At 51.2% G+C, this 14,660-nt stretch carries 11 protein-coding genes; 4 read left to right on the top strand and 7 right to left on the bottom strand.

The genetic code is table 11. From position 1 onward, the window contains the following. Positions 1 to 10 precede the first annotated feature (10 nt). The 5 genes from rsmB to ACTBZS_RS02095 form a co-directional block, all read right to left on the bottom strand. Entirely contained in the window at positions 11 to 1,288 is a 1,278-nt protein-coding gene (rsmB, locus tag ACTBZS_RS02115) for a 16S rRNA (cytosine(967)-C(5))-methyltransferase RsmB (protein WP_463043135.1), read from the bottom strand. Positions 1,289 to 1,399: 111 nt separating this feature from the next. Further along, complete coding sequence (gene cysE / locus ACTBZS_RS02110) at positions 1,400 to 2,182, bottom strand: serine O-acetyltransferase (RefSeq protein ID WP_463043134.1); 783 nt, start codon at positions 2,180 to 2,182, stop codon at positions 1,400 to 1,402. Then, the gene (gene argH / locus ACTBZS_RS02105) at positions 2,182 to 3,567 is read right to left on the bottom strand and encodes an argininosuccinate lyase (protein ID WP_460429260.1); all 1,386 of its coding nucleotides are present in this window, start codon (positions 3,565 to 3,567) and stop codon (positions 2,182 to 2,184) included. Before argH ends, cysE begins: the two co-directional genes overlap by 1 nt. Positions 3,568 to 3,808: 241 nt before the next feature. Continuing rightward, positions 3,809 to 6,310: an EAL domain-containing protein gene (locus tag ACTBZS_RS02100; protein ID WP_460429261.1), complete on the bottom strand. Its 2,502-nt coding sequence runs from the start codon at positions 6,308 to 6,310 to the stop codon at positions 3,809 to 3,811. Between the two features lie 2 nt (positions 6,311 to 6,312). Beyond that, complete coding sequence (locus ACTBZS_RS02095; protein WP_463043133.1) at positions 6,313 to 7,284, bottom strand: ABC transporter substrate-binding protein; 972 nt, start codon at positions 7,282 to 7,284, stop codon at positions 6,313 to 6,315. A 100-nt stretch (positions 7,285 to 7,384) separates the two neighbouring features. On the opposite strand from ACTBZS_RS02095, the gene wbaP reads away from it, so the two are divergent. After that, positions 7,385 to 8,860, top strand: coding sequence for an undecaprenyl-phosphate galactose phosphotransferase WbaP (gene wbaP, locus ACTBZS_RS02090; RefSeq protein ID WP_460429263.1), 1,476 nt, complete (start codon positions 7,385 to 7,387; stop codon positions 8,858 to 8,860). Here the strand turns inward: wbaP and fmt are convergent. Both fmt and def read right to left on the bottom strand, forming a co-directional pair. Beyond that, positions 8,857 to 9,804 carry a methionyl-tRNA formyltransferase gene (fmt, locus tag ACTBZS_RS02085; protein ID WP_463043132.1) on the bottom strand — a complete coding sequence of 316 codons (948 nt, stop codon included), beginning with the start codon at positions 9,802 to 9,804 and terminating at the stop codon, positions 8,857 to 8,859. The two genes, wbaP and fmt, sit on opposite strands and share 4 nt — an antisense overlap. Next, a complete protein-coding gene (def, locus tag ACTBZS_RS02080; protein WP_022653840.1) occupies positions 9,804 to 10,310 on the bottom strand; it encodes a peptide deformylase in 507 nt (168 codons plus the stop codon). The genes fmt and def overlap by 1 nt, the downstream gene beginning before the upstream one ends. A gap of 169 nt (positions 10,311 to 10,479) precedes the next feature. Here def and dprA point away from each other — a divergent pair, with 169 nt between their 5' ends. From dprA to topA, 3 genes are all read left to right on the top strand, one after another. After that, on the top strand, positions 10,480 to 11,589 hold the full coding sequence (gene dprA / locus ACTBZS_RS02075) for a DNA-processing protein DprA (RefSeq protein ID WP_022653839.1): 1,110 nt from the start codon (positions 10,480 to 10,482) through the stop codon (positions 11,587 to 11,589). Positions 11,590 to 11,640: 51 nt separating this feature from the next. After that, complete coding sequence (locus ACTBZS_RS02070; protein WP_022653838.1) at positions 11,641 to 12,111, top strand: Smg family protein; 471 nt, start codon at positions 11,641 to 11,643, stop codon at positions 12,109 to 12,111. Positions 12,112 to 12,234: 123 nt separating this feature from the next. Then, positions 12,235 to 14,553 carry a type I DNA topoisomerase gene (gene topA, locus ACTBZS_RS02065; RefSeq protein ID WP_463043131.1) on the top strand — a complete coding sequence of 773 codons (2,319 nt, stop codon included), beginning with the start codon at positions 12,235 to 12,237 and terminating at the stop codon, positions 14,551 to 14,553. Positions 14,554 to 14,660 lie beyond the last annotated feature (107 nt).

The raw sequence follows: 14,660 nt of genomic DNA, 5'->3' as shown, positions 1-14,660 counted from the left end.
AGAGAAGGCTTTATCCGTTTTTCTGTAATAGTGCGTAGAAAAAGCCATCATGGTGACTGGTCGGCAAAACAGCATGTTGCCAGACTAAGTTTGCATCACGATGGCGCTGTAAAAACTGTTCAATTTGTTGCTCGTTTTCACTGCGGAAAATCGAACAAGTGGCATATAACATCTTGCCGCCGTTGGCCAAGGTTGGCCATAGTGCATCAATCAACTTCGCCTGTTGTTGGGCAAATTGACGAATATCGGTTTTACGACGGTTCCATTTCACATCAGGATGGCGGCGCACCACACCAGACGCTGAACACGGCACATCGGCCAAAATGCGGTCGAACGCCTTACCATCCCACCATTTTTTGGTCTCAGCCGCATCTGCTACCTGACACTTGGCGTGTAGCTGCAAGCGTTGTAGGTTTTGTTCGACACGGCGCAAACGCTGTGCGTCATGGTCGAGGGCCAGTAGATCGAGCTGATATTGTTCCAGTAAATGGCAGGTTTTTCCCCCGGGGGCGGCACAGGCATCCAATACCCGCATCCCTTCCTGACAATCGAGGTAGTCGGCGGCCAGTTGTGCGCCGATGTCTTGTACCGAACAACTGCCAGCAAAAAAGCCGGGTAATTTATCGACGTTCACTGGTTTGGTGAGACGAATGGCCAGCGGTGCCTCACCTTGACGTACCGGCAACGGTACCAAACTGGCAGCCAATTCTGCTTGTTCTAGCTGTTGTAAATAGTCGGCTGCTGTCTGTTGGCGCAGATTCACCCGCAGGCTCATCGGCGGATGTTCGTTGCTGGCTTTTAAAATGGCTTTCCAGTCTTTGGGATATTGGCTGCGTAATTCGGCAATCCACCAGTCTGGGTGATTCCAAAAGGCGACGGTATCGCGGGCTAATTCGGCTTCCAAAGTCTCACGTTGCCGTAGAAACTGCCGCAACACGGCATTCACCAACGATTTGAATTTACCGTTTTCATGTTGGGTGGCAGCGCGCACTGCGTGATCGACAATGGCATGTTGGGCGGCGCGGGTGTGAACCAGTTGATAAATAGCCACGCTGAGCAGGGTATCGACAAAACGATCTGCCAATGGCGTTTTCAACAGTCGGGCTAATGTTGCCTGCAACCAACCATAATGCCGCAACGTACCATAGCAAAGGTCTAATAGGGCGGCGCGTTCTGCTCCAGAAAGTTCAGGATGTTGTGCCTGAGTGCTGTGCAGTTGGTCACTGAGATTGCGCCCATTGAGAACATTGAGCAAGGTATGGCTAGCAAGAGATTGCAGGATGAACATGTAAAACTACCGTCACAGAGGTGAAAAAACAGCCACAGCGGTCTAAGGCTGTGGCTGTAAAAAAGAGGCTAATTGTAGCGCAAGTCTCTGGCTTGATGGCGTTTTCGACAGTTAAACACGATGATCCATGTCAAAGGCCGGTATGGCTTCTTGGCAGCTGTGTCCCACAATGCGTGCTGGCACCCCTGCTGCTGTGCAATGAGCAGGGACATCTTCAAGTACAACACTACCCGCGCCAATTTTGGCGCCATCGCCGACACGGATATTGCCAAGAATTTTTGCACCAGCCCCAATTAACACCCCAGAACCGATTTTTGGGTGTCGATCTCCGCCTTGTTTTCCCGATCCGCCGAGGGTGACACCATGCAAAATCGACACATCATCGCCAATCACTGCCGTTTCTCCCACCACAAAACCAGTGCCGTGGTCGAGCATCACACCCCGTCCAATTTTGGCAGCAGGGTGAATATCCACCCCACTCATTTCTGAAATGCGGTTTTGTAGAAACAAGGCCAGCGTTTTGCGGCCTTGTTGCCAGAGGCAATGGGTAATGCGATAGCACTGAATGGCGTGAAAGCCTTTGAAAAACAAAAACGGTGTCGAGTAATTGCCACAAGCAGGGTCGCGCTCGTAGTGGGCGCGAATATCGGCACGCGCAATATCCACCAGTTCGGGATAACTTTGATAAGTTTCCTGAAACAGCTCGAGCAAGGCGCGGCCATCCATGACATGACAGATCAGTTTGCTGGATAAATGAAACGCTAACACATCTTGAAAGCTGCTATGCCTCAACACGGTCATGTGCAAAAAACTCGCCAACAGCGGTTCTTCTGCCGCTGCTGTGCTGACTTCTTGCCGAATCGATTGCCAAATCAGATCTGTCTCAACCGCCATTATGCTTCACCTAAACGCGCTTGATGGCGGGCGATTTGCGCTTGTACCTGTGCGGGCGCGGTGCCGCCGAGGTGATCGCGTTGTGCCAAAGAACCCTCTGGTGTTAAGACGTGATACACATCTTGTTCAATTTGGCTGGAGAATTGCTGCAAGACTTCAAGGGGTAAATCCGCTAAATCACACCCCGCTTGTTCGGCATGACGCACTGCCCGTGCAACCACCTCGTGACTGTCGCGGAATGGCAGTCCTTTTTTGACCAAATAATCAGCCAAATCGGTGGCAGTGGCGAAGCCTTGCAACACCGCACTCCGCATTGCATCGGCTTTGACCGTGATGCCACGCATCATGTCAGCGTAGATACGCAAGGTGTCAATCAGCGTGTCGATGGTATCGAACAGCGGTTCTTTGTCTTCTTGGTTGTCTTTGTTATATGCCAGCGGTTGTGACTTCATTAACATTAACAAAGCGATTAAATGCCCTGTAACACGACCGCTTTTACCACGGACTAATTCCGGCACGTCGGGGTTTTTCTTCTGCGGCATGATCGAACTGCCGGTGCAGAAACGGTCGGCAATATCAATAAAGCCAACGCGGGGGCTCATCCACAAAATCAGTTCTTCTGACAAGCGCGATAAATGCACCATCACCAAGCTGGCCGCTGCGGTGAATTCGATGGCAAAGTCACGATCACTCACTGCATCCAAAGAGTTTTGGCAGACATCATCAAACCCTAATAATTGGGCGGTGTACTGGCGGTCAATCGGGAAAGTTGTGCCAGCCAGTGCCGCCGCGCCTAAGGGCAAACGATTAACCCGTTTGCGGCAATCCAACATCCGTTCTTCATCCCGCGCTAGCATTTCAACATAGGCCAATAGGTGATGGCCGAAGGTAACGGGTTGTGCCACTTGGAGGTGGGTGAAACCGGGCATGACGGTGGCTGCGTGGGGGGCCGCCAGTTCTAACAGTGCACGTTGCAAGTCGCGCAATAATTGGCTGATAGTGTCGATAGCGCCGCGCAAATAGAGGCGAATATCGGTGGCCACTTGGTCGTTGCGGCTGCGGCCGGTGTGTAAACGCTTGCCAGCATCGCCAATTTTGTCAGTCAGGCGTTTTTCGATGTTCATGTGAACATCTTCTAAATCGACACGCCATTCGAACTGTCCGCTGCGAATTTCGTTTAACAGTTCTGCCATGCCTTGTTGAATTGCCGCTAAATCCTCGTCCGACAGCACTTTAGCGCGATTGAGCATTTGAGCATGGGCTAAAGAGCCCTGAATATCACATTCTGCCATCCGTTGGTCGAAAGACACCGAGGCCGTATAGGTTTTGACTAATTCGCTGACTGGTTCGTTAAAGCGACCAGACCAAGTGTTGTTTTCGTGCATAAGAATTCCGCAGCAATAATAGAGGCGCGTTGTGCAACGCAAAGAAGACTATTTTTCTCTCAAATGACAGGATTGGCAAGAAGCGGCTTTTTGCTGCTATTGATTTGGCGGATGCGCTGTGCTTATCCGCCCTACCATACTTCGCTGTCTGGTAGTAGGCATCTGCGTTTTTAGGCTGTATTGATTTGGCGGATGCGCTGCGCTTATCCGCCCTACCATACGCTTTAGCTGAGGGCGGCGGTTAATCATCCCAACTGGGCAGTGGCCGTGTGAGCCACGGTGCAAATTCTGCGATAGGCAAGGGACGGGAAAGCCAATAGCCTTGCAAAATTTGGCAGCCATGTTCACGCAAGAAGGCGGCTTGTTTGACGTTTTCGACGCCCTCTGCCACCACTTCTAATCCTAGCGTTCTCGCCATTGCCAATACCGTTTCAGCAATGGCGCGGGCGTGGGGGTCGGTTTCGAGGTCAATCACAAAAGAACGGTCGATTTTGAGCTGGTTAATTGGCAAGCGTTTGATATAGCTGAGGCTAGAATAACCTGTCCCGAAATCATCAATCGACAGTTTTACGCCCAATCCCGCCAATTGTTGCAGGGTGCGAATTGCCTGCTCAATGTCACCCATTAACATACTTTCGGTGAGTTCGAGCTCTAGCCGCTCGGGATTTAACTGATAATGTTGAATTAGCTCTGACACGCGATCGACTAAATTGGCATCGCTGAATTGCACTGCCGACAAATTGACAGCAGCAGACAAGGTGATGCCTTCTTGCTGCCATTGCGCCAGTTGGCGGCAGGTTTCTTCCAACACCCAATCACCAATTTGATGGATAAGGCCGGTTTCTTCGGCAACTGGAATAAAGCGCATCGGTGGCACTAAACCGAGGTGAGGATGTTGCCAGCGTAATAACACTTCGACTCCAATCACCCGTTGTTCGGCGACGCCCAGCTGCGGTTGATAGACCAAGAAAAACTGTTTTTTGCTAATCGCTTCGCGTAGGCCATTTTCCAAGGCTAGACGCTCGGTCATCCGTTGCCGTAGTTGATGGGAGAAGACACGACAAGCATTGCGCCCTTCCAGTTTGGCTTGATACATCGCCACATCGGCATAACGAATCAACTCATCTGGTTCTTCGGCATGTTCTGGATAGGCACAAATGCCAATACTCGGGGTGAGATTGAGGGTGTAATCGGCAATCCGATAAGGTTGTGACAGTTCGTGTGCCAAAATCACTGCATATTGTTCTGCCTGTTGTGCATCATATTCCGGCAGACATAATAAAAATTCATCACCCCCTTGCCGCGCCGCAAAGCCATTTTCACCTAAAAAATGGCTAATTCGCTCGGCGACGGCTTTGAGCAGCAGATCACCTATGGCGTGACCGAGGGTGTCATTGACTTGCTTAAAACGGTCGAGATCGACAAACAACAGGCTGAGGTGCCGTTGGCGGGCTGCGGCTTGCTGCACGATACTGGCCAAACTGTCCAAAAAAGCAGGACGATTGGCCAAGCCGGTGAGTTCATCGTGTTCGGCCAAATAACGCATTCGCCGTTCCTGTGCTCGCCGTTCACTGATGTCCCGCAGTACACACCATGTCCCACGGACAGAATCCCCCTGCACATAGGGGAAAAAACGCACGGCGACTTCACAGCGGCCCCCCTGTCGATTATCCAAGACCAGTTCAATTTCTTGGTTGGCTTGTCCTACTTGGCTTAACAGTGAATTTAAACGCTGGCGCAACATACTATCCATCTCATTAGCCAGCCAGCTTTGGCAGAGGCTGCCCGTGAGTTGGTTTTTGTCGAGTTGAAACAGTTGGCACAGGCTGGGGTTCACGTCGATGATGTGATTGTCGCGGTCGAGCAAAATCAGACCATCACGACTGGCAGCGAATAAGGTTTGATAACGGGCCGAGGTGGCGAGAATTTCCGCCTGTTGTCGTTCCAGTTCGGCTTGATTGGCCAACAGATGATCGGCCATTTCATCCAATGAGGCACCGAGTTGGGCAATCTCATCTTTACCAAGTAGATGAGCGCGAGCATTGGCTTCCCCTTTACGCAGCCGATCTACGACTGACATCAAATAGGCCAACCGTTTGCTGATATAACGGCGGAACAATAAAAAAATGATGCCAGACAAAACAACCAACACCAGCCACGAGGCCAAGCCCTGTTGCATGGCCATTTGCCATGCTTTGCGTTTATCTGCCGCAAGGTCGTAGCGTAAAAATAAGGTGCCGATATGCGCCGAGCGCAGGGCATTGTCGCTTTGTCCGAGTCGAATACCTGCATAGGCATACACCACATTCAAATCGGAAGAAAAACTGACATCACTGATTTCATGTTTCTTGGCATGTTCCAACCGAGGTAAATTGACTTCAAAGCCTAATTCATTCACCCCCTTGCCGTTCCATTCTTGTCGATTACCGACTTGCACCACGTTGTGGCGGTCTAAGACCAATAAATTGAGGATATGCGGTTCACTGCTCATCGACAGAATGACACGCCTCACATAAGGCAAATCACCCTCTAACAAACGTTCACCAAGTGCTGCATGAATGCGATCCAACTCGTTGAGTACCGCCGCGCGTCCCTTTTGTTCAATATCACGATGCGCCAGCAGCAGACTACTTCCCAAGGACAGCAATAACAGCAGCGTAATCATTAAAAACCCCAACAACGGCGCAAGCGTGTGTAACGGATAACGCGGGGCAGGTAGAGAAAAACGCGATGGTGAAGGCATCGTTATTCCATCCCTATTGAGGTAAAGAGGGGCTGTTGTGGTGGAATGGTGGTGGCGGGGCGCAGGCCCAGCCGATGTAGCGTTTGGGCGATATTGTCAATGGTACGGCGCAGTTGCGGGCTGTCTGGCCCTGCTAACAGACGCTGATTTTCTTCACGATCATAAAAACGTAGCAAGGTCAGGGCGTGTTGCAGTTCGTTGTTATATAGATTTTGTCGTGTCATTACCAACTGCATTGCCGTGTCTTGTTGTGTGACCAGTGTTTCCGTGTGTTCAAACCAAACCTTGACCAACTCGCGTAATTGCCGGCGTTGGCTTTTGTTTAATTGTTGTGGCCGGACAATTAATACGTCGAGGATTTCATTTGGCAGCGAGCGGCTATCGAATAACACCTTGGCACCTTGACGTTGTAAGCGCGACAAAATCGGCTCGAATGTCACCAAGCCATCAATCTCACGATTGAGAAAACTGGCTTCCTGTTGCTCCAGTGAAACCGAGCGAATCTGTACTTCTTTTTTATCCATGCCCGATAGTTCCAGTGCACGACCAAGCATATAAGCGCCGAGGGTCAGGCTATCGGCACCGACCACTTTGCCGCGTAAATCGGTTACGTGTTTGAGTTCAGGTTGTCCTAACAACGCATCTGCGCCATGAGAGTGACTCAATACCAGCGCAATCGCCGCTTGATTGTCGTCTAAGAGCAGCGGCACTGCTTCATCGAGTGTCAGCGCGGCTACGTCTAAATTGCGGTTGCGGAATGCGCGCAGTGTTTCAGCGGTGGTGGGATATTCATGTAACGATACCCCTTGCGGCAGGGTTTGTTGTTGTCGTGCCAAAAACAGCGGTTCATAGCCTAGCCAAGTATTGGCACCAATCCGCAATGTGGTTTCATTTTGGCAAGCAGAGAGACCAATAAGAACGAAAAAAGCCAATAGTGTGCGCAATATATGTTGCAAATAGCGTGGCGTGTTCAATTGGGGCGGCCCTCTTTGTTTTCACCAAAGTTGTAGTTTAATGGAATATTGCCGTTGTGACATTGACCGATGTAAAAGCGTTTTTGTTACCATTGGTTTTATGTCCTCTTTTCCTTCTCTTTCTGCCCTGCCGATTCCGTTATGGGCGGCTCGTCCTCCGCGTGCGGCTTATCTGTTGCCGGTAATAGATGCCTGCGCTTTATTGTTTGCTTTTCTCTGTGGCCTGTTGGTGTTGTTGATGCGGCCTGTGATTGATTGGCACAATTTTCCTGAATGGTGGCAAGACGGGGGGGTGCATCAGTTTTATACCTTCTTGGCCTTTATCGGGATTGCCATTCATACCCTGTGGTGGCGCGGGCATTACAACCGCCGCAAACCGTTTTGGGCGGAAACCGGTGAGGTGGTTCGGATTGTGATTGCCTTGGCCTTGCTCAATGGCGTGACGGTGTTGCTAGCGAAATGGCCGTTCTCACGTACGGTTTGGTTAGTGGGCTGGTGTATGGCCTGTGTTGCGATTCCGCTGGGTCGCTTATTGTTAAAAAGTCTGCTGATGCGCTTACGGCGTTGGCAACGCCCCACTTTAGTGATTGGCAGTGGCCAATTGGCCGCGGATGCGTGTGCTGCGCTACAAAGTGAGCCCTTGTTGGGTTTTGATATTCGCGGTTTTGTCTGCTTGGATGATTTGAGTTGTGATATTCCACCAGAAACCGATTTGCCAGTATTTTCTGCGAGCGCGCAAGAGGTATTGCAATGGGCGCGTGCACATCCGCATGCCCATTTGGTGATTGCGTTGGAATCCCCTGCTTTAGAGCAACATGCGGCATTGGTGGCAGAGCTTGGGTTTATCATGCCCGGTTTACATCTGGTCCCTTCCACCGCTGGCCTACCTTTGGTGGGCATGGAAACGCAACATTTTTTTAGCCACGATGTGTTGCTATTGCGGGCACGGAATAATCTGCTCAACCCACAAGCGATTGCTGTCAAACGCGGCTTTGATATGGTGGTGGCGGCATTGCTATTGTTGTCGTTGTCGCCGTTTTTTATCGTGGTGGCGTGGTTGACGCGGCGTGATGGGGGGCCGGCTTTTTTTGGTCAGCCACGGGTCGGTCGCAATGGGGAATTGTTTACCTGTTACAAATTTCGCAGTATGCGGGTGGATGCTGACCGTTTATTACAAGAGCTGCTGGTGCGTGACCCTGTTGCACGAGAAGAATTCGATACCTTCCGCAAGCTTAAACATGACCCCCGTATTACCGGTATTGGCCATTTCTTGCGGCGCACCAGTTTGGATGAGCTGCCTCAGTTGTGGAATGTTTTGCGCGGGGAAATGAGCTTGGTGGGCCCGCGTCCGATTATGACCGAAGAAATGCCGCGTTTTGGTGAAAACTTGGCTTATTACCTTGAAACCCGCCCCGGGATGACTGGCTTGTGGCAGGTCAGTGGGCGGAATCGCTTGCCATTCCAACGCCGCGTGGAACTCGACGCTTGGTATGTCCGCAATTGGAGTTTGTGGCACGACTTAGCGATTTTGTTAAAAACCATCAAAGTCGTGCTACGGCGTGAAGGGGCGTATTAAGCGGGGGTGGCGCCTAATATTGTCCCGATCCACTGTGTACGGCCAGCAAAAAATTCACGGCCACTGAGTCGTTTACCGCCAGCCAGTTGTAATTCCTCTAAGCACACTTGGCCTTGTCCACATTGCACCACTGCCCCTTCTGGGGTGAGCTGGCAAACAGTGCCGGCTGGGGTGTGTGTGGTCGCTGGGCTGTTGTGATTGACGATGCTGGCACGCCACACTTTCAGCCCTTGACCTTGCCATTGGCTAAAAGCGCCCGGTACGGGGTGATAGGCCAAAATGCGCCGTACCACACAGGCTGCTTGTTGCTGCCAATCAATTTCGGCTTCGGCTTTTTCTAATTTATGCGCGTAGGTGACGCCTTCGCTGGGCTGAGCGATGGTGGGTAATTGGTCAAGTGTTGCCAACGCTGCCACAATCGCTTCTGCCCCTAATTGGGCCAATTTGTCATGCAAGCTGGCGGCGGTGTCATCGGCCGCAATCGGCAAGCGATGTAAAGAACGGATCGCGCCGGTGTCTAATCCAGCATCCATTTGCATAATGGTGATACCCGTTTCGGCATCGCCAGCCAACAGCGCACGTTGAATAGGTGCGGCACCGCGCCAGCGTGGTAGCAAAGAGGCATGGATATTGAGACAACCTCGTGCTGGAATGTCCAATACTGCCTGCGGTAATAACAAACCATAGGCCGCAACGACCATCAACTCTGCCTCCACCTGTTGCAGCATGGCTTGTGCGTCGGCGTGTTTTAAACTGAGTGGTTGCTCCACCCGTAGCCCATGTTCCAGTGCTAACACTTTGACTGGGCTGGGCTTGAGTTTCATCCCCCGTCCAGCTGGACGGTCGGGTTGGGTGAGCACCAACGCAATATCATGCCCAGCCTGAATCAGGGCAGCGAGGGCTTGTGCGGCAAATTCGGGGGTTCCTGCAAAAATCAGTCTCATCACATATTCTGCCGTTCACGTTTTTTCAGTTTATTTTTGATGCGGTTTTGCTTCAGGCTCGATAGATGTTCCACAAATACTTTGCCATTTAAATGGTCAATTTCATGTTGGATACACACGGCCAGCAAACCATCTGCGTCGAGTTGATAGGACTGCCCATCACGGCCCAAGGCTTGTACGGTGACTTTCGGTGCTCGTTCGACTTTGTCAAAAATACCCGGCACCGACAAACACCCTTCCTCGCCCACCACCGGCTCACCATTGCTGGCAACGATTTCTGGATTGATCAGAACTAAAGGGGCATCGTGTTTTTCTGACACATCAATCACCACGATACGTTGATGCACATTGACCTGTGTTGCTGCGAGGCCGACACCCTGCGCTTCGTACATGGTTTCCAGCATATCGTCGAGTAAACGGCGAATCTCATCGGTGACTTCTTTGACCGGTGCTGCGACGGTGTGTAGGCGTGGATCGGGGTAGTGCAAAATCGGAAGTAAAGCCATGGTTATTCACTTTCTGTAAAACGGTCTTTATGTTTTTGACATGGTTGGCTGGCTTGCGCATAATTTCTATTTGGCATGATGCGTGATGTGAGCCATCGTCTATTGGCGTGCATTATAGCTCTAGCCTCAAGTGGCAAGCCCAATTCTGCTATCGTTTTTAGGAGCCTCTATGTCGGAACTGAGCCTTCAACATCATGCTTGGTTGCATCTCATACAAGTCCCCAACTTTGGGTATGGCGCATGGAGTAAAGCCTGTACCGCTTTTTCTGATGTTGTGGCGTTGTATCAGGCTGAGTCGGCCCGTGTGAGTGCGTGTTTAGGGGCGAAATTGGCACAGGCTATCACCGAAACCGATAGCAGCGATTTACGACAACGCTCTGCCGCGTGGTTGCAACAAGGCCAAGGGCGGCAGTTGTTGTGTTGTGATGAGGAAAACTATCCCGCCTTATTGCATGAGATACCTTCGCCGCCGCTGTTATTGTATGCCCAAGGGCGGCTAGAGCTGCTACAGCGTCCCTTATGTGCGGTGGTGGGCAGTCGCCAAGCCACCAGTCAGGGGCGGCGTGATGCGGAACAATTGGCGTATGAGCTGGGTCAAGCGGGGTTTACCATCATCAGTGGTTTGGCGGCAGGGGTCGATGCCAGTGCCCATCGTGGTGCACTGCGTAGTAAGGGCAGCACCATTGCTGTGATTGGCACCGGCATTGATCGCGTGTATCCCGCTCAACACCGTGCTTTAGCACATCAAATTGCAGAGCAGGGGTTGTTACTCAGTGAATTTTCCCTCGGCACGCCACCGTTACCGGCCCATTTTCCACGTCGGAATCGCATTATTGCCGGTTTGTGCCATGGTTGTATGGTGGTGGAAGCCAATGTTGAAAGTGGCTCTTTAATCACTGCACGTTTGGCAGCGGAATATGGTCGTGAAGTGATGGCCGTGCCGGGGTCAATTCATAATCCACAGGCCAAAGGTTGTCATCAATTATTGCGTGAAGGGGCGGCGTTGGTGGAGTCGGTAGAGGATATCTTAACCACCCTCGGCTGGGCGCGGCCCTCGGTTGTTTTGCCAAGACATGCGGATGCAACACAAGGTGAGCATGCTGGTGCCAGTCATCCGCTGTTAGATTTGTTGGTGGCGGGGCCAATGGACTTGGATCAGTTGATTGAATTGTCTGGCTTGACACCCGATGAGGTCTGCGCCACGCTGTTATCGCTTGAACTAGAAGGCCGTGTTGCCACTTTACCGGGAGGCCGTTATCAACGCTTAAGCGAATGTTAGCGTTGCAACCGGATGTTAATTGTATCAATCATAAAGGTGGAGACCGCTATTATGTATGAAGTTCTTGCTTATCTTGTTGATTCTTATCGTGATCTTGATGCTTGCCCGCAGCCGGCTGCTTTGAGCAGACGCTTAATGGCGGCGGGGTTTGATGATGATGAAGTCAGTGATGCCTTGCTTTGGTTGCAGGGTCTCGAAACCGCACGTGCTGCCCATGTGCTTGCTGAAGACACATGGCACGAAAGCGCGGGTAGCTTCCGTTGTCTTAGCCCACAAGAAGCCGAACATTTACCTTTAGATTGCCAAGGCTTTCTTTTATTTCTACAACAACAGGGTGTTTGCACTGGATCGGTCCGTGAGTTGGTGTTAGACCGTTTGATGGCCTTACCTGCTGGTGCAATTGATCTACAAGTCTTGAAATTAACGGTGGTGACGGTACTTTGGAGCTTGGCCACTGAGCTCGATATACTGATTGCCGATGTCCTAACCGATGCTGACAGTGCATTGCTGGCATTGCAGTAGCCCACACAAGCGCATAACATCGCGGGCTTTTCGACTTGTTTGGTGTGCTGACGCCCCCTCACTGTGGGGGCGTCTTTTTGCCCCTTGCAGCTTTATTCCCCATTAGGATGTGACCCAATCGCCATGCCTGCCAATCTGCTCATTGTCGAATCGCCCTCTAAAGCGAAGACCCTGAAAAAATATCTGGGGCCAGACTTCGAGATTCTGGCTTCTTATGGCCATATCCGTGATTTAGTGCCAAAAAATGGCGCAGTAGATCCGGATAAAGATTTCGCCATGAAGTACCAGATCATCGCTAAAAACAGTAAACACGTTGATGCGATTGCTGCTGCTGTGCGTGAGGCACAGCATATTTATCTTGCGACTGACCCCGACCGCGAGGGGGAGGCGATTTCTTGGCATTTGCTAGAAATTCTCAAGAATAAAAAGCTTTTAAAAGATAAAACCGCGCAGCGTGTGGTGTTCCACGAGATTACAAAAAATGCGGTGCTCGATGCCGTAGCCAATCCGCGACAGATTTCGCTCGATTTGGTCAACGCACAACAAGCACGCCGTGCCCTAGATTATTTAGTGGGTTTCAATTTATCGCCCTTGCTGTGGAAAAAAATTCGCCGTGGTTTGTCCGCCGGTCGGGTACAAAGCCCTGCTTTGCGGCTGATTTGTGAACGCGAAACGGAAATCCGCAGCTTTGTGACACAAGAATATTGGTCAATCCACCTTGATAGCCACAAAGGCCGCAGTAAATTCCGTGCCCGTTTGACACAGTTCCAAGGCGCAAAACTCGAACAGTTCTCTATCACCAACGAAGACCAACAACAGGCGATTGTTTCGGCGTTGGCGCAGCACACTGCGGCTCAGGTGATTGCTGTTGAGAAGAAAAAGAAAACGCGCAAGGCCGCGCCGCCTTTTACCACGTCAACTTTGCAACAAGAGGCGGTGCGTAAGTTATCGATGACCACCGACCGCACCATGCGGACAGCACAACAGCTGTATGAAGGGGTGGATGTTGGGCAAGGTACGGTGGGTTTAATTACCTATATGCGGACTGACTCGGTGGCGTTGGCTAACGAGGCTGTGGCGGAGATTCGTCACTATATCGGTGAACATTTCGCAGCAGATTATTTACCCAAAGCGGCGGTGACTTTTACAAATAAGGCGAAGAACGCACAAGAAGCCCACGAAGCCATCCGCCCGACGTCGATCTTCCGCACGCCTGAACAGGTCAAACCGTTTTTAACTGCCGATCAATTCAAGCTGTATGAAATGGTATGGAAACGGACGGTAGCCTGTCAGATGGCCCCAGCGAAGTATGACACCACGGCGGTGGATATTGCCGTTGGTGAAGGGGTATTCCGCGCTAATGGACAAGTGTTGGTTTTCCCGGGGTTTATCGCGGTGTATCAAGAAGGCCTTGATGATGCTGACGATGACGGCGAAGCGAAATTGCCGGTTTTGGAAGTCGGTGATGCGCTGCCTGTCGATAAAATCGAAGGTGAGCAACACTTTACTCAACCCCCGCCGCGTTTTTCCGAAGCGAGTTTGGTGAAGGCGTTGGAAGAATTTGGTATTGGCCGCCCTTCGACTTATGCCTCTATTATCAAGACCTTAAAAGATCGTGAGTATGTCACGCTCGATAAAAAGCGTTTTGTCCCGACTGATACTGGCGAGGTGGTCAATAAATTTTTGACTGAGCATTTTCAGCAATATGTTGACTATGACTTCACGGCGAAGTTAGAAAACCAACTAGACGATGTTTCCACTGGTAAACGGCAGTGGGTGCCGGTGTTAGAGGGGTTCTGGAAAGGTTTTCATAAGCAGTTGCAAGAAAAAGAAGGGCTTTCACGCGCTGAGGTGACAACGGAATTGTTGGACGAGGCATGTCCAAAATGTAGCAAACCGTTGAATATCCGTTTTGGTAAGCGTGGTCGTTTTATTGGTTGTACGGGCTATCCTGAATGTGACTACACCCGCAATTTAGGTGAAACCGCTGAAGAGGCCGCTGCCGCTGTGCCAGAGACGCCACAGGTGATTGAGGGGCGTGATTGTCCGGCGTGTGGTGGGCAGTTGGTGGTGAAAACGGGGCGGTATGGGAAGTTTATTGGCTGTGCCAATTATCCGAAGTGTAAGCATATCGAGCCGTTGGAAAAGCCGCGTGATACGGGGGTGGTGTGTCCGGTCTGTAAAGAGGGGCATTTGATCGAGCGGAAGAGCCGTTATGGTAAGTTGTTCTATTCGTGTAATACCTATCCGAAGTGTAATTACGCAACGTGGAACCCGCCGATTGCTGAAACGTGTCCGCAGTGTCAATGGCCGGTGTTAACGGTGAAAACGACGAAGCGGCGTGGTACGGAAAAGGTGTGTCCGCAGAAGGAATGTGGTTATAGCATCCCCGCCCCCGAACTCGCACCGCCAGCGGTGCCAGAGGCTGAAACAGATAGTTAAGTGGGAAATTGACTTAAAAAATTAGAAAACGGCTCCTCTGATGAGGGGCCGTTTTTTGAGAAAAAAGCACACTCTATAACGACTCTATAAAAATTATTCGCTTGTTA

This window comes from Aquaspirillum sp. (assembly GCF_055136605.1).
Note: the sequence above shows the minus strand (reverse complement) of the source record. Positions and strands in the feature narration are given on the sequence as shown.